We start from the raw sequence: 15,121 nt of genomic DNA on the forward strand, positions 1-15,121 counted from the left end.
AAGGGCCGCGAAGCGGCCCTTGGGGGAAGGTGAATCGGCCGTGTCCGGCCGGTGAAGCGGGTCAGGCGATGGTGCGGCGCTCGACACGTGGGACGGCGGCCAGCAGCGTGCGGGTGTAGGCCTCTCGCGGGTGTCCGAGCACGGTGTCGCAGGGGCCGGATTCGAGGATGCGGCCGGCCTGCATCACGGCGACGTGGTCGGCGATGTACTCGACGACGCCGATGTTGTGGGTGATGAACAGGAAGGACAGGCCGCGGCTGCGCTGGAGTTCGCGCAGCAGGTTCAGGATCTGCGCCTGCACCGACACGTCGAGGGCGGAGGTCGGTTCGTCGCAGACGATCAGGCGGGGTTCGACGGCGAGGGCGCGGGCGATCGCGATGCGCTGGCGCTGGCCGCCGGAGAACTCGTGGGGGAAGCGGGCGAGCGCGTCGCGGCGCAGGCCGACCTGGTCGACGAGGTCGTGGAGCAGTGCCAGCCGGGCGGGGCTGTCCAGTTCGGGCCGCAACGCGAGCAGGCCTTCCTCGAGGACTTCCTGGACGCGCAGGCGCGGGTTCAGCGACGCGAACGGGTCCTGGAAGATGATTTGCACTTGGCGGCGCGCGTCGCGCAGCGCCTCGCCGTCGAGTTGGAAGAGGTCCGCGGGTGCCCCGCCCTGCCCCGTATCGCTGCCGGAAGGCGGATGGAGCAAGGCCTGGCCCTGGATGACGGCGACGCGTCGCAGGAGTTGGACGATGGCTTTGCCGGAGGTGGTCTTGCCGCAGCCGGACTCGCCGACGAGGGCGAGGGTGCGTCCGGCCTCGATGTCGAACGAGATGCCGCCGACGGCGTCGAACCACCGCTTCGTCCCCCCGAACATCCCCCGCGCGAGCGGATACCGTACCCGCAGGTCCTTCACTTCGAGGAGGCGGGTCGACGGGTGCGCGGAGCTGGCGGCGCCGGTGTCCCCCGGAGCGAATTCCGAGCGTGCGGAGGAGATTGAGCGGAGGGGGACACCGGCGTCGCCAGCTTTCCCCGTCCCGGCGCCCACCGTGGACGCGGAGACCAACGCCTCCCGCACATCCGAATAGAGCAAGCACCGCACCTCATGCCCCACCGGCTGATCGGCGACGCCGGCCAGCGCGGGCGGTGTCGTCGCGCAATGGACCATCGCGCGATCGCAGCGCGGCGCGAACCGGCAGCCGTCGAAGCGTTGCCAGAGCGGCGGCACGGTCCCGGGGATGGCGGCCAGCGGTTCCCCGCGCCGTTGCGCGTCGGGCAAGGCGCGCAGCAGCAGCCGCGCATAGGGATGCTTGGGCGCGGCGAAGAACTCGTCCGCCGGCGCGACCTCGACGATCTGCCCGGCGTACATCAGCGCCACCTGGTGCGCCATGCCCGAGACGACGCCGAGGTCGTGGGTGATGAGCAGCAGCCCGAGGCCGCGCTCGCGCTGCAGGTCCTTGAGGAGATCCAGGATCTGCGCCTGGATGGTGACGTCGAGCGCGGTGGTCGGCTCGTCGGCGATCAGGAAGTCGGGTTCCGCCGCCAGCGTCATGGCGATCATGATCCGCTGCTTCTGCCCGCCGGAGAGCCGGAACGGGTACTCGTCGATGCGGCGCTCGGGCTCGGGGATGCCGACGCGGCGCAGCCAGTCGACGGCCTTGCGGCGCGCGGCCTCGCCGCGCAGCGGGGTGTGGGCCTCGATCGCCTCGACGATCTGCGCGCCGACCTTCATCACCGGATTCAGGCTGGTGCCCGGCTCCTGGAAGATCATCCCGATGCGCCCGCCGCGCACGTCGCGCATGCGGGCCTCGCTGAGGTCGAACAGGTCCTGGCCGTCGAGTTCGAGCCGGCCGCCGGCGATGCGGCCGTTGTCGGGCAGCAGCCGCATCAGCGCCAGCGCGGTCATGCTCTTGCCGCAGCCGGACTCGCCCACCAGCGCGAAGGTGTGGCCCTGCGCCAGCGTGAGCCGCATGCCGTCGATGGCGCGCACCAGGCCGGCGTCGGCGTCCAGGTGGACGTGGAGGTCGTCGATCTTCAACATGTCGCGTCGTTCCTCAGGCCTGGGCGTTCTTCTTCTTGAGCGACAGCACCTGCGGCCGCAGCTTGCGGGCGCGCGGGTCGAAGGCGTCGCGCACGCCGTCGGCGAACAGGTTGGCCGCCAGCACCAGGCTGACCATGAAGCCGAAGGCCGCGGCGAAGCTCCACCACACGACCGGCTCGCGGCTCATCTCCGAGCGCGCGAGGTTGATCATGCCGCCGAAGCTGTTCATGCCGGGATCCACGCCGACGCCGACGTAGGTCAGCACCGCCTCGTACAGGATCAGGTCGGAGAAGTTGAGCACCAGCGAGATCAGCACCAGGTGCATCACGTTGGGCACGATGTGGCGAACCATGATCGTCGTGTCGCGCACGCCGAAAGCGGTGGCGGCCTGCACGAAGTCGGCCTCGCGCAGCTTGAGCGTCTCGCCGCGCACCAGCCGGCACAGCGTCGCCCAGCCGGTCACGCCCAGGATCACGCACAGCAGGAAGATCTTGAGGTCGGCGCGCTCGGCGCCGGTGGCGAAGGCCTCGGGGTGCTTGTCCAGGAAGACCTGCACCATCAGCACGCAAGCGGCGATCAGCAGCACGTTGGGCACCGAGGTCAGTACCGTGTAGAAGTACTGGATCGCCTCGTCCACCCAGCCCTTCAGGTAGCCCGCCAGGATGCCCAGCACCAGCGCGAAGGGCAGCGTCGCCAGCGTCGACAGCGCGCCGATCACGAAGGCGGTGCGGATGCTCTTGAGCGCCTGGTAGAGCACGTCGTTGCCGGTCTGGTCGGTGCCGAAGACGTGGTAGTGGCCCATCAGCGCGATCGTCGGGCCGGCCAGCAGCGCGATCACGGCCAGCGTGGCCAGCGCCGCGCGCCACGGCACATGGGTGCGGTCGGCCAGCAGGTCCTTCAGCGCGGGCTTGAAGCCGCCGTGGTGCGGCGCCAGCGCCGCGGCCATCGCCAGCGCGACCAGCACCGCGGCGGCCGCGCCCAGCGCGAGGCCCGTCAGCGCGCGCCGCGTCACGTCGCCGACCCAGTCGCGTTGCGGGTCCTGCAGGTGCGCGCCCCCGAAGGCCAGGCGCGGGAACTCGCGCACGATCTCGGCGCCGTGGGCGACGCTGTCCAGCGTGAAGCCCTGGTACGCCAGCGGCGCGGAGTAACTGGTCTCGCGCATCTCGATCTGGCGCGCCAGCAGCAGGTCCAGCACCGACTCGGTCCGGGTGCCGTAGAACTGCTGGCCGGCGGGGCTGTCGGCCAGCGCGCGCCGGAAGTGCAGGCTGTCCAGCGCGGTGAGCCCCAGGAACAGCGCCAGCACCACGCCCGCGCTCAGCGCGGCGGGGTCGCGCAGCACGCGCTGCCAGTTGGCGCGCAGATGCGGGCGGCTGACCAGCCGCACGATGTAGAAGCCCAGTGCCGCGAACATCGCCCACAGCGCCACGTCGGTCCAGAGGATGACGACCTTGAATCCCATGTCGAATCTCGATGTGCGTGCGCCGCGCGCGTCAGGTCAGCCGCACGCGCGGATCGACCCAGGTGTAGACCAGGTCGATCAGCGCGTTGCTGGCGATGTAGAGCAGCGCGCCGAGGAACACCATGGTGCGCACGATGGCGAAGTCCTGGCCGGTGATCGCCTCGATGACGAAGGCGCCCAGCCCGGGGATGCCGAAGAAGCTCTCGAACACCAGGCTGCCCAGGAACACGTAAGGCAGGTAGGCGCCGGCGCTGGTGATGATCGGGATCAGCGCGTTGCGCAGCACGTGGCGCATCAGCACGACCGGCTCGGACAGGCCCTTGGCCCGCGCGGTGCGCACGTAGTCCTTGCCGACCTCCTCGAGCAGCATCGCGCGGTACAGCCGCGCCTCGCCGCCCAGGCGCGACAGCAGCGACAGCACGATCGGCAGCGCCAGGAACTTGATCGCGTCCAGGCCCGGCTCATAGCCGTTGATCGGCACCAGCCGCAGCACCCGCGAGAAGAAGAACTGCCCCACGATGATGTAGAACAGGCTGGAGATCGACAGCATCAGCACGCACAGCACGACGCCCCAGAAGTCGATGCGCGAGTTGCGGAAGAAGGTCAGCAGCAGCGCGAAGGCCACGCTGATGATCAGCTGCAGCACGAAGATCGGCACCGCCAGCTGCAGGCTCACGCCCATGCGCTGCTTGATCTCGTGGCCGATGTCGACGGCCTGGCGCGCGTCGGAGCGGCCGAACTTCAGCAGCATCAGCGACACCGAGCGCTCCCAGAACACCGTGTGGGTGACCTGCTCCGCGCCGGCCTTGGACGCGTCCCAGTACAGCGGCTTGTCGTAGCCGCGCTCGGCCTTCCACTTGTCGATCTGCTCCTGCGACACCCGCTTGCCGCCGATGTTCAGCCGGGCCATGTCGTCCGGCGTGTTGACGGTGAAGAACAGGAAGAAGGTCAGCAGGTTGACGCCGACCAGGATGGCCAGCCCGTAGGCGAGCCTGCGTGCGAGGTACTTGAACATCTCAGTCGGCTCCCCGCGGAGCGGCATCGGTCGCCGTGGCGGCGACGGGCGCGGCGGTGCCGCGCGCGGTGGCGGTCTCGCGCTTCCTGAAGCTGGCGCGCGTCGTCCACGCGATCGCCACGCCGCCGACCAGCAGCACCAGCAGCGGCCACCAGACCGGCCGGTTCCACTGGCCCTGCAGCGCGGCGCGGCGCGCCGGGTCGATGCGGTGGTAGCGCACGGGATCGCGGATCACGATGCTGGGCTTGCCGTTGTGGACCCAGCTCTGGTACGCCTGCCCGGTCCAGGCCCAGTACCCGAAAGCCCAGGGCGCGTCCTGCTGCGCGATCGCCACCATGCGGTCGATCACCTGCTGCTTGGCCGGGCCGTCGTCCAGCACCTGCACCTGCTTGAACAGCCGGTCGAATTCCGCGTTCTCGTAGTTGGCGGAGTTCTCGCCTTCGTGCAGTGACTTGCTGTTGGGCCCGTACAGCAGGAACAGGAAGTTCTCCGCGTCCGGGTAGTCGGCGAACCAGCCCCACCAGAACACCTGGTGCTTGCCCAGCCGGACCTTCTCCTGGAACTGGTTGTAGTCGGTGGCGCGCACGTCCAGCTGCACGCCGAGCTTGGCGAACTGCTTGACCAGCCAGTCGTTCTCGGCCTTGACCTCGGGCGTCACGGTCCGCATGAAGTCGTAGTTCAGCACCAGCGGCTGGCCGGTCGTGGCGTCGCGGCCGTCGGGATACCCGGCCTCGGCGAGCAGCTGCTTCGCGTCCTCGATCGAGCGCCGCTCGGCCTTGCCGTTGACCAGCTTGTGGGTGACCGGGTTGAAGGCGCCCGGCTGCGCCTCGCGCGAGCCGAACACGCCCGGCGGCACCGGCCCGAACGCGGCGACGCCGCCGCGGTTCTTGAAGATGCGGCCGTAGCCCTCCTCCCAGTCGACCGCGATCGACAGCGCCTGGCGCAGCTTGCGATGGCGGGCGTCGTCCTCGGGCGTGCGGCCCTTGCCGATCACCGGGTCCAGCATGTTGAAGCCGAGGTACCAGTTGTTCGGGTCGGTCGAGCGCGGGAACATGAAGCCGCGCTGCTGGAAGAAGGCCTCGGTCTCGGCGGAGTCGCTGGCGTCGGCGTAGAACTCGACGCCCCAGTCGCCGCGCTCCAGGTCGGGGATGTCCAGGTAGCCCTGCTTGAACATCTCCTTGCGCGGCACCCGCTCCTTGATCAGCGTGGCGACGATCTTGTCGATGAACGGCATCGGCTTGCCGCAGTCGGCCAGGCGGCCCGCGGGACCGTCGTCGGGCATGCCGTCGCAGGGGTACAGGTCGTCCTTGCGGTAGTTCGGGTTGCGCGACATCACGTGACGGCGGTCCTGCTGGTACTCCGTCATCATGTAAGGCCCGGTGCCCACGGGCCACTGGTTCCAGGACAGGCCGTGCTCGGCCATGCCGGGCTGGGCGTAGAACAGGTCCACCTCCCAGGGGATCGGCGACATGAAGGTCGTCGACATCCAGTACGACCACTGCGGGTACTTGCCCTTGATGCGCACGCGCAGCAGGTGCTTGTCGACCGCCTCGGCGCCGGCCAGCGGCCACTGGCGGAAGTCCAGGAAGGGCTTGTCCGGCGCGCTCTCGGGCAGGCCGCGGAGCAGCTTGGTGTTTTCCTCGCGGACCCGCGCGCCGTATTCCTTCAGGCCGAGCACGTGCTCGGAGAACAGGCCGTAGATCGGCGCCTCGACGCGGGTGGTCGCGTGGCGCTTGAGCGCGTAGACGAAGTCCTCGGCCTCGAGCTCGCGCGTGCCCTGCTGCGCGAACTGCCAGGGCGAGCGCTTGTCGCCCAGCGCCTTGGCGTCGAGGTGGTGGTAGAGGTAATGGCCCTGCGCGTCCTTGGCGAACGCCGGGCTGGGCGCGTACTTCACGCCCGGGCGGATCGGCACGTCGTAGACGCTCTGCGCGATCTGCTCGGCCGGCGCGTCGTCGGGCAGGCGCCGGCCTTGCGCGTCGAGGTAGTACGGCTTCACCACGGCGGCCGCGGCGCGCGGGATCAGCGTGTAGGGCCGCTTCAGGTAGTGGTACCCGTAGAGCGGCTCGGTGATCTGGTAGGTGTAGACGGACTCGGGCGCGGTGTAGGACGCGGTCGGGTCCAGGTAGCGCGGCGAGCGCTCGTCGAAGGACAGGTACAGCGTGTTGTCCTTGGCCGCGCCGGCCGGATACGGGCTGTTGTTGCAGCCGCCCAGCAGCGCCGCCGCCAGCAGTCCCGCGAGCATCGCCGCCCGGCGTGCGCCCATGCGCGGGGCCCGCGCTCCGCGCCAGCCTTCAGCCGCGTGCAGCGACGCGTTCCACAGCCCCGACGACATCGTCATCCTTCCAAAAAGCAAACGCCGCATCGTCTTGATGCGGCATTGCCGGATTGTTGCCACGACCGGGCGCCCGAGGGGGCCGGCCGACGCCGGGGCGGATCATAGCGGCCCCGTTCGTCAGCCGCCTGTGACGTCGGTCAGTGGTCGTGAGGGCCGTGGCCGTGGTGATCGTGGCCTGGGTGATGGGCGTCACCGTGCGCGTGGCCATGGTCGTGGCCGTGCCCATGGTCGTGGCCGTGGTCATGGTCGTGGCCCCAGGCGACGATGACGTCGCGGCCCTCGACCATCATCTCGGCCTTCGCGCCGACGGGCAGGCAGACCTTGGTCGGCACGTGGCCGAAGGGCAGCCCGGTCAGGATCGGCACCTTCACGCGCTCGCGCAGCGCCTGCACGCAGGCCTTCATCGAATAGCCGCGGTCCAGCGGCGACTTCTTCCAGCCGCTGAAGCTGCCCAGGATCACCGCCTTCTGCGCGTCCAGCACGCCGGCCTGCCAGAGCTGCAGCAGCATGCGCTCGACGCGGTAGGGGTGCTCGTTCACGTCCTCCAGGAACAGGATCCCGCCCTTGACCTTGGGGAAGTGCGGCGTGCCCAGCAGCGAGCACAGCACCGCGAGGTTGCCGCCCCACAGCGTGCCGCGCGCCTCGACGCCGTCCAGGCCGGCCTCGGTGCGGAAGCCGATGGCCTCGAGGGAGCCGTCCATCGCCTCGAGGAAGCAGTCGCGGGTGATCTCGTCGACGCCGCCGTCGGCCTCGGCGCGGCCGAAGTCGTCGCAGGCGAGCGGGCCGGCCCAGCTGGTCTGCTTCGTGTGGGCGAGCAGCGCCAGCTGCAGCGCGGTGACGTCGCTCAGGCCGACCCAGCGGGTGCCGCGCTCGACGCTGCGCGCCATCAGCGCCCAGTCGATGCGGTCCAGCAGCCGCGTCAGGCCGTAGCCGCCGCGCGTGGCCAGCGCCACCGACGGCGCGGCCTCGGCCACGCGGTGCAGCGCGGCCAGCCGGGTCTCGTCGTCGCCGGCGAAGCGCTGGTGCTTCGCGAGCGCCGATTCGTCGATCGCCACGTCGAAGCCGAGCGCCGCCAGCCGCTTGGCCGCGCGCTTGAGCGATTGCGATTGCGCCAGGACGCCGGAGGGGGTGTAGAGGGTCAGGGAGCTCATCGCTGCGGGTCGTCCTGCGGGGGATCGAGGTTCATGGAAAGGTAGTGCGCGTCGCCGACCGGGATCGCGGGGAACTCCTGCACCTCGGGCAGCGCGGCCATCGCGTCGAGCGCGTCCGCGACGGGTCCCGCGTCGAGACCGCTGTCGACGGCGGCCCGGCGGCGCGCCTCGCGCGCCTGGCGGGCGGCCTCGCGGCGTTCGGCGAAGAACTCGCGCAGCAGCTTGGCCGAGGCCTCGGCCAGCACGCCGCCGTGCAGCGCCGTGTGGTGGTTCAGCTGCTTCTGCGCGAACAGGTCCAGCACCGAGCCGGCCACGCCGGTCTTCGGATCCGGCGCGGCGAAGACGACGCGCTTGAGCCGCGCATGCATCATCGCCATCGCGCACATCGCGCAGGGTTCGAGCGTCACGTAGAGCTCGCACTCCGGCAGCCGGTAGTTGCCCAGCAGCTGCGCGGCATGGCGCAGCGCGACGATCTCCGCGTGGGCGGTGGGGTCGTGCGTGGTGATCGGGCGGTTGTAGCCGGTGGCGATCACCTGGCCGGCGCGCATGATGACGGCGCCCACGGGCACCTCGCCGACCAGCCAGGCGTTCTGGGCCTGGTCGAGGGCGAGCCGCATCGCGTAGTCGTCGGCGGGATGAAGGGGGTCGGACGCTGTGGTCATGGGGAAACTCGCGCGGCAGTGTAGCCGCCACCGCTATGCTGCCGCCCCATGCAACAGGAGCCCCACGCCCATCAGGACGACCTTTTCGGCGAGCTGCCGCCGAGCGCGCCGGCGCCCTTGCCCGCCGCGGACGACGATGCCGGCGGCGGCGGCGAGGGCGATGGCGACGACGCGAACGAAGGCGCCGACGGTGCCGGCAGCACGTCCGCCACCGCCGGCGCTCCGAAACGCCGGCGCGCCGGCATCCAGCCGCAACCGCCCGACGACGACCAGCTCGCGCTGGCGGCGGCGTTGTCGCCGCGGATCCGGCTCGGCACGTCGTCGTGGAGCTATCCCGGCTGGCACGGCATCGTGTGGGCGGGCCGCCATGGCGAGTCCAACCTGTCGCGCAACGGCCTGACCGCCTACGCGCAACAGCCGCTGCATCGCGCGGTCAGCATCGACCGCGGCTTCTACCAGTCGCTCACCGCGAGCCAGTACGAGCGCTACGCGCAGCAGGTGCCGGAGGACTTCCGCTTCACGGTGAAGGCGCCGAGCCTGATCACCGACGCGCAGGTACGCGCCGAGGACGGCCGCGGCCGGCAGGCCAACACCGCCTTCCTCGATCCGAAGCTGGCGATCCAGGAGTTCCTCGAGCCCGCCATGGCTGGCCTGGGCTCGCGCATCGGCGCGCTGGTGTTCCAGCTCAGCCCGCTCCCGCTGGGCATGCTGGACCGGATGCCGGAGCAGCTCGACCGGCTGCACGCGATGCTGGCCGCCCTGCCCGCGGTGCGCGACGTGGCGCCGGAGGCGGTGGTGGCGGTCGAGGTCCGCGATCCCGAGTGGTTGACGCCGGACTTCGTCGCGGTGCTGAAGGACTGCGGCGCGCGCTACTGCCTGGGGCTGCATCCGAAGCTGCCGCCGATCCAGGAGCAACTGCCGCTGCTGCGCGCGATGTGGCCTGGGCCGCTGGTGTGCCGCTGGAACCTGCATCGGATCCATGGCCCGTTCGGCTACGAGGACGCGGAGAAGAAGTATGGCGAGTACGCCGAGGTCCTCGACCCCGATCCCGAGACGCGGGCCGTGCTGGCGAAGGTCATTCGTGCGACCGCCGAGGCGGGTCATCCGGCCTACGTGACGATCTCCAACCACGCCGAGGGCTCGGCGCCGCTGAGCCTGCGGGCGCTGGCGCGCGAGATCGTCGAACCCGGCGCGCGCTGACACGTCAGGGCGCCGCGCGTCGCGTCCGAACGCGCACGCGTGCGCTGCTCGCGGGTGGCGCCCGCGAGGAGGCCGGCGGCCTGCGCGCCGGCGATCAAACCAGCGGCCAGCGCGCCAGGTCGACGTGCGTGGACTGCCCTTGCAGACTGTCGAGCAGCAGGAACTCGTCCGCGGTCCACCCGGGCACGATGAACGGCTGCGGCTCGACCGGATGGTCGTCGTAGAAGAAGGTCAGGTGAGGCGTGAAGTGCGGATCGGTCCGCAGGCCCGCCGCGTGCAGGCGTTCGCCCAGCGCGGCGCGCATCGCGCGCACCTCGTCGAGGCAGGTGCCGCCGCTGAGCACCAGCGGCAGGTTGCGCTGCTTGCGGGTGAAGCTCAGGAGCTGGTCGAAATCGACCCGGACCGCGCCGTGCCGCAGCGAGGCCGCGGCCGATTCGGCGAGCAGGCGCACCTCGGCCATCGCCTCGGCCTGGTCGGTCTCGTCGTCGTACCAGCCCAGGTGGTGGAGCGTCACGTGCAGCCGCTCAGTGCGCGGCGGCCGCGCGCGCATCCCGAAGCGCCGGGCGACCTCGTCGGACAGGACGCTCAGGCGCTCGGCGGTCGGGCGATCGGGCCGCAGGCAGAAGAACAGCGCATGGACGGTCACAACGCCGACCTCGCGCTGGGGCGCAGCCGCAGGATCTGGGCGGGCCGCTCCTGCGCGTCGCGCCAGCGCGGCTCGAGCGCGCGCCACGCGGCCGAATGCCGGCAGGCGCTCCAGCGCAGCGCCCAGTCGTCGGCATCGGCGGCGCGGGTCATCCAGACGAAGACCTTCTCCCCTTCGCGCACCGGCAGCCGCGGGAAGTTGTTGGGCGAACGCTCCGGCACGAAGCCGGCGATCACCGACAGGCCGGCGGCCTCGAGGACGGGCACGACGTCGCGGTCGAAGAAGGCGGCGAAGCCGTCCTCCGGATCGGCTGGGTCCTTCCAGAGGTAGCACAGGTGCAGCGCGACGAGCCCGGGGCTCGCGCTCGCCGTGCCTGGCGACGCGCGGCGCGACTCGCGCGCGATGTCGATGCGCCCGGGCACCGCGCCGCCGGACGGATCGCGCAACAGCAGCACGTTGTCGTTGTCGACGAGCAGCGGGTTGGCCTCGCCGCGGCGGGCCTGCCAGACCGGCCCGAAATAGAAGTCGTTGAGCGTGCGCTCGCGGGCGGCCATGTCGTCGAAGCCACGGATCCAGACGAAGCGATCCGGATCGTCGAGGTCGGCGAACTGGCCATACAGCCGCATGCCGACCGCCTCCTGGGAGTCGACGAACGCCTCGTCGAACAGGCGCATGAAGCGATCCCGCTCGCCCTTGACGATCTTGTACTGGCGCAGTTCGTAGACGGGATGGTCGTCGGTCATGGCGGTCTCCTGGATCGGGGCATCGAAGTGGTCGGGCGATTCTGGGCAGGGGCGCTGACATCGCGTGTCAGCAAGGGCGGAAGCCCCTTTCGCCGACTGCGCTGAACTTCAACGGCACATGCAAGGGTCGGCAACACCGCTTCGCGTGATCGGCGGCGTCATGCGCACCGGTTGGTGTCGTGGATGGGAGAGAACTGGAGGCGAAGAATTCGTGCTCGTCGTCGGCCCTGGCCTTCGATATCAACCATCAACTCTTGGAGCGCACCCCATGACCCCCACCATTTCGACGGAAGGGCAAATCACCCTTCCTGCTGAACTCCTGAACAAGTGCGATTGGAAGGCCGGAGACGAGCTGGTGATCGTGGAATCCGGGCAGGGGCTTTTCATTCGCCGTCGCCACCGTCTGGACGACCTACGCGGTCTCACTCGCGGCGCATCGACCGATCGCTATCGCAATGGCCGTGACCGGTACTGAGCCACCACCTCGGAGCGGAGACGTCTCAATGAAAAAGCGCCAAGTGGTGGATACCTCTGCGTGGATAGAGTGGATGTCGGACACAGCGTTGGGGCTCAGCCTTGCGCAGGACTTTCCCGAAGGAGACCAATGCATCGTTCCCACGATGGTGCTGTTGGAGCTCGCGAAGTGGCTGCGGCGAGAGAGCCACGATCATCATCGGGATGAAATCCTGTCGATCGCCACCGGTTGTGCCGTTCATCCGCTCGACATGGAAACCGCATTCCTCGCGGCGAGGCTTGGAAGAGCGCATGGCTTGACGACCGCGGATTCGGCCATCTACGCGACGGCGCGCCGAAACCGCGCTGAACTCATCACCTGCGACGCCGATTTCGCGGACCTGCCGGGCGTTCGGCTATATCCAAAAGGCTCCCTGGCGCCTGCGGTCAGGCTCGGCACCGACCCGCAGGGTCGTTGGGTGCGCTGGCCGACCTCAGGCCGCTTGAGCGCACGACGGGTCGTGGCGTAGGTGGCGACAAGGGCCAGGGAACGTCAGAAGCAAACAAGGGCCCCGCAGGGCCCTTGTTCACTTGGGGTCATTCCCACTCGATCGTCGCGGGCGGCTTGCTCGACACGTCGTAGGTCACGCGGTTGATCCCGCGCACCTCGTTGATGATCCGGCCCGAGCAGCGCTTGAGCAGGCTGTACGGCAGCTCCGCCCAGTCGGCAGTCATGAAGTCGCTGGTCTGCACCGCGCGCAGCGCCACGACGTAGTCGTAGGTCCGGCCGTCGCCCATCACGCCCACGCTCTTCACCGGCAGGAACACCGTGAAGGCCTGGCTGGTCAGCTCGTACCAGGTCTTGCCCGTGGCCTCGTCGCGCGTGTTGCGCAACTCCTCGATGAAGATCGCGTCGGCGCGGCGCAGCAGGTCCGCGTAGTCCTTCCTGACCTCGCCCAGGATCCGCACGCCCAGGCCCGGGCCCGGGAACGGATGGCGGTAGACCATCTCTGGCGGCAGGCCCAGCGCGACGCCCAGTTCCCGGACCTCGTCCTTGAACAGCTCGCGCAGCGGCTCCAGCAGCTTCAGGCCCAGTTGCTCCGGCAGCCCGCCCACGTTGTGGTGGCTCTTGATCGTCGTGGCCTTCTTCGTCTTCGTGCCGCCGCTCTCGACCACGTCCGGATAGATCGTGCCCTGCGCCAGGAAAGTCGCGCCCTTGTGGCCCTGGCCACTGGCCTTCAGCTTCTCGGCTTCCGCCTTGAACACGTCGACGAACAGCCCGCCGATGATCTTGCGCTTGCGCTCCGGGTCGGTCACACCGGCCAGTTGGCCCAGAAACAGCTCGCTGGCATCGACGCGGATCACCTTCGCGTGCAGCTTGCCCTCGAACATGTCCATCACCATGTCGCCTTCGTTCAGGCGCAGCAGCCCGTGATCGACGAACACACAGGTCAGCTGGTCGCCGATCGCGCGGTGGATCAGCGCCGCCGCCACCGACGAATCGACCCCGCCCGACAGGCCCAGGATGACTTCCTCGTCACCGACCTGCTCGCGGATCTTCTGGACGGCTTCCTCGATGTAGTCGCCCATGATCCAGTCGCCCTTGCAACCGCCGATGTCGCGCACGAAGCGCGTGATGATCGCGGCGCCCTGCACCGTGTGCGTCACCTCGGGGTGGAACTGGAAGGCGTAGTAGCCCTTGTCCTCGTTGGCCATGCCGGCGATCGGGCAGCTCGGCGTCGACGCCATCAGCGTGAAGCCCGGCGGCAGCGCGGTGACCTTGTCGCCGTGGCTCATCCAGACCTTCAGCATCCCGTGGCCCTCGGGCGTCGAGAAGTCCTGGACACCGGCCAGCAGCTTCGTGTGGCCGTGCGCGCGGACCTCGGCGTAGCCGAACTCGCGGTGGTCGCTCCACTCGACCTTGCCGCCGAGCTGCACCGCCATCGTCTGCATGCCGTAGCAGATGCCCAGCACCGGCACGCCCAGGTCCCACACCGCCTGCGGCGCGCGCAGCTCGTGGTCCTCGTAGGTCGACGCGTGGCTGCCCGACAGGATGATCGCCTTGGGCGCGAACGACCGGATGAAGTCGTCGCTGACGTCGTTGGGATGGATCTCGCAGTAGACGTGAGCCTCGCGCACGCGGCGCGCGATCAGCTGGGTCACCTGGGAACCGAAGTCGAGGATGAGGACTTTGTCGTGCATGGTCAGCTTCTAGCGATGCTTGGGAATTCCGGTCGGCCGGCGCGTGGGCTCAGGCCTTGGCCGCGGCGGCTTGCGCCGGCGGCCCCATGTTGAAGTGGCGCCACGCGAAGCCCAGCGAGGCCAGCTGCAGCAGCGCGCACAGGTAGAACGGCGCGCCGAGGCGCCAGTCGGTCTTGGGCAGTTCGGCCACCAGCGCCATCAGGCCCAGGCCGGCCACCGGCGAGATCACCGCCATCAGGCTGTTGATCGCCGCGACCGCGCCCATCGTCTCGCCCTGCGTGCGGGCGTCGGCGGCGTTGGAGACCAGGCTCTGCATTGCCGGCGCCGCGGCCACGCCGGCGACGTTCAGGAAGATCGCGCCGACCATCATCCAGCCCTCGCTGGACAGGCCCCAGACGAGGTTGGTCGCCACCGAGGTCGCCAGCCCGATCAGCACCAGCCGCTTCGGGCCCAGCCAACGCATCAGCGGCTGCAGCAGCATGCCCTGCACCACCACCGACATGACGCCCACGGCGAACAGCGACAAGCCGTTCTCGCGCGGCCCCCAGCCGAATTTGTGCTGGTTGTAGAGCACCCAGCTGGTCTGGATCACCAGTTGCGCCAGGCCCGAGCAGGCGATCACGTAGATCAGCGGCCCGACGCCGCGCAGCGCCCGCAGGCGGCCCAGCGCCGCGACCGGATTGGCCTTGCGCCAGTCGAAGGGACGGCGGTGTTCCGGCGCCAGCGACTCCGGCAGCACGAAGAAGCCGTACAGCCAGTTCAGCAGCGCCAGCGTGCCGGCGACGTAGAACGGCAGGTGCAGGTCGATGCTGCCCAGCAGCCCGCCCATCACCGGTCCGAGGATGAAGCCCATGCCGAAGGCCGCGCCCAGCAGCCCGAAGCGCTTGGCGCGGTCCTGGGGCGGCGTGATGTCGGCGACGTAGGCGTTGGCGACGGCCGCGTTGGCCTGCATCGCGCCGGAGAACAGCCGCACGACGACCAGCATCCACAACGCGTCGGCCAGCGCCGTCACGAAGAAGCTGAGCGCCAGGCCGCTGAAGCCGATCAGCATCACCTTGCGGCGGCCGAAGCGGTCTGACAGCCCGCCCAGGATGGGCGAGCCGAAGAAGTTGGCGAGACCGAACGCGAACGCCACCGCCAGCTGCGCCAGCACGTGTCCGGTCTCGGTGGTCGTGAAGGTTCCGACCAGCGGCGGCAGCACCGGGATGATCAGGCCGATCGACACCATGTCGATC

General features: G+C 69.8%; 13 protein-coding genes. 3 read left to right on the forward strand and 10 right to left on the reverse strand.

Features of this window, described 5'->3' with window-relative positions:
* Positions 1-61: 61 nt before the first annotated feature.
* The 6 genes from N5D62_RS17565 to tadA all read right to left on the reverse strand — a co-directional run bounded on the left by N5D62_RS17565 (position 62) and on the right by tadA (position 8,642).
* Entirely contained in the window at positions 62-2,020 is a 1,959-nt protein-coding gene (locus N5D62_RS17565) for an ABC transporter ATP-binding protein (protein WP_279759159.1), read from the reverse strand.
* Between the two features lie 13 nt (positions 2,021-2,033).
* Entirely contained in the window at positions 2,034-3,479 is a 1,446-nt protein-coding gene (locus N5D62_RS17570) for an ABC transporter permease (RefSeq protein ID WP_279759160.1), read from the reverse strand.
* Positions 3,480-3,510: 31 nt separating this feature from the next.
* Positions 3,511-4,494, reverse strand: coding sequence for an ABC transporter permease (locus N5D62_RS17575; RefSeq protein WP_279759161.1), 984 nt, complete (start codon positions 4,492-4,494; stop codon positions 3,511-3,513).
* Between the two features lies 1 nt (position 4,495).
* Positions 4,496-6,826, reverse strand: coding sequence for an ABC transporter substrate-binding protein (locus N5D62_RS17580; RefSeq protein ID WP_279759162.1), 2,331 nt, complete (start codon positions 6,824-6,826; stop codon positions 4,496-4,498).
* A gap of 140 nt (positions 6,827-6,966) precedes the next feature.
* Entirely contained in the window at positions 6,967-7,980 is a 1,014-nt protein-coding gene (locus N5D62_RS17585) for an LD-carboxypeptidase (protein WP_279759163.1), read from the reverse strand.
* Entirely contained in the window at positions 7,977-8,642 is a 666-nt protein-coding gene (tadA, locus tag N5D62_RS17590; protein WP_279759164.1) for a tRNA adenosine(34) deaminase TadA, read from the reverse strand. Before tadA ends, N5D62_RS17585 begins: the two co-directional genes overlap by 4 nt.
* A 48-nt stretch (positions 8,643-8,690) precedes the next feature.
* On the opposite strand from tadA, the gene N5D62_RS17595 reads away from it, so the two are divergent.
* On the forward strand, positions 8,691-9,842 hold the full coding sequence (locus tag N5D62_RS17595; RefSeq protein ID WP_279759165.1) for a DUF72 domain-containing protein: 1,152 nt from the start codon (positions 8,691-8,693) through the stop codon (positions 9,840-9,842).
* Positions 9,843-9,936: 94 nt separating this feature from the next.
* Here N5D62_RS17595 and N5D62_RS17600 read toward each other — a convergent pair whose 3' ends face one another.
* Both N5D62_RS17600 and N5D62_RS17605 read right to left on the reverse strand, forming a co-directional pair.
* The gene (locus N5D62_RS17600; protein ID WP_279759166.1) at positions 9,937-10,488 is read right to left on the reverse strand and encodes a 2'-5' RNA ligase family protein; all 552 of its coding nucleotides are present in this window, start codon (positions 10,486-10,488) and stop codon (positions 9,937-9,939) included.
* Positions 10,485-11,231 (reverse strand): NIPSNAP family protein, encoded by a 747-nt coding sequence (locus N5D62_RS17605; protein WP_279759167.1) that lies wholly within the window; start codon positions 11,229-11,231, stop codon positions 10,485-10,487. The genes N5D62_RS17600 and N5D62_RS17605 overlap by 4 nt, the downstream gene beginning before the upstream one ends.
* A gap of 268 nt (positions 11,232-11,499) precedes the next feature.
* Between N5D62_RS17605 and N5D62_RS17610 the strand changes: the two genes are divergently transcribed.
* Together N5D62_RS17610 and N5D62_RS17615 are read left to right on the forward strand one after the other, a co-directional pair.
* Complete coding sequence (locus tag N5D62_RS17610) at positions 11,500-11,706, forward strand: AbrB/MazE/SpoVT family DNA-binding domain-containing protein (RefSeq protein WP_279759168.1); 207 nt, start codon at positions 11,500-11,502, stop codon at positions 11,704-11,706.
* A 28-nt stretch (positions 11,707-11,734) separates the two neighbouring features.
* Positions 11,735-12,214 carry a type II toxin-antitoxin system VapC family toxin gene (locus N5D62_RS17615; RefSeq protein ID WP_279759169.1) on the forward strand — a complete coding sequence of 160 codons (480 nt, stop codon included), beginning with the start codon at positions 11,735-11,737 and terminating at the stop codon, positions 12,212-12,214.
* 67 nt (positions 12,215-12,281) lie between these two features.
* Here the strand turns inward: N5D62_RS17615 and guaA are convergent, their stop codons facing one another.
* Entirely contained in the window at positions 12,282-13,886 is a 1,605-nt protein-coding gene (gene guaA, locus N5D62_RS17620) for a glutamine-hydrolyzing GMP synthase (RefSeq protein WP_279759170.1), read from the reverse strand.
* 49 nt (positions 13,887-13,935) lie between these two features.
* Complete coding sequence (locus tag N5D62_RS17625) at positions 13,936-15,120, reverse strand: MFS transporter (RefSeq protein ID WP_279759171.1); 1,185 nt, start codon at positions 15,118-15,120, stop codon at positions 13,936-13,938.
* Position 15,121: the final 1 nt, after the last annotated feature.

The organism is Mitsuaria sp. GD03876, from assembly GCF_029840635.1.
In the GTDB taxonomy this organism is placed as follows: Bacteria; Pseudomonadota; Gammaproteobacteria; order Burkholderiales; family Burkholderiaceae_C; genus Roseateles.

Bases quoted from the DNA above. Each gene is read 5' to 3' on its own strand.
- N5D62_RS17565 (WP_279759159.1), bottom strand. From the start codon at position 2,020: ATGTTGAAGATCGACGACCTCCACGTCCACCTGGACGCCGACGCCGGC.
- N5D62_RS17570 (WP_279759160.1), bottom strand. From the start codon at position 3,479: ATGGGATTCAAGGTCGTCATCCTCTGGACCGACGTGGCGCTGTGGGCG.
- N5D62_RS17575 (WP_279759161.1), bottom strand. From the start codon at position 4,494: ATGTTCAAGTACCTCGCACGCAGGCTCGCCTACGGGCTGGCCATCCTG.
- N5D62_RS17580 (WP_279759162.1), bottom strand. From the start codon at position 6,826: ATGTCGTCGGGGCTGTGGAACGCGTCGCTGCACGCGGCTGAAGGCTGG.
- N5D62_RS17585 (WP_279759163.1), bottom strand. From the start codon at position 7,980: ATGAGCTCCCTGACCCTCTACACCCCCTCCGGCGTCCTGGCGCAATCG.
- tadA (WP_279759164.1), bottom strand. From the start codon at position 8,642: ATGACCACAGCGTCCGACCCCCTTCATCCCGCCGACGACTACGCGATG.
- N5D62_RS17595 (WP_279759165.1), top strand. From the start codon at position 8,691: ATGCAACAGGAGCCCCACGCCCATCAGGACGACCTTTTCGGCGAGCTG.
- N5D62_RS17605 (WP_279759167.1), bottom strand. From the start codon at position 11,231: ATGACCGACGACCATCCCGTCTACGAACTGCGCCAGTACAAGATCGTC.
- N5D62_RS17610 (WP_279759168.1), top strand. From the start codon at position 11,500: ATGACCCCCACCATTTCGACGGAAGGGCAAATCACCCTTCCTGCTGAA.
- N5D62_RS17615 (WP_279759169.1), top strand. From the start codon at position 11,735: ATGAAAAAGCGCCAAGTGGTGGATACCTCTGCGTGGATAGAGTGGATG.
- guaA (WP_279759170.1), bottom strand. From the start codon at position 13,886: ATGCACGACAAAGTCCTCATCCTCGACTTCGGTTCCCAGGTGACCCAG.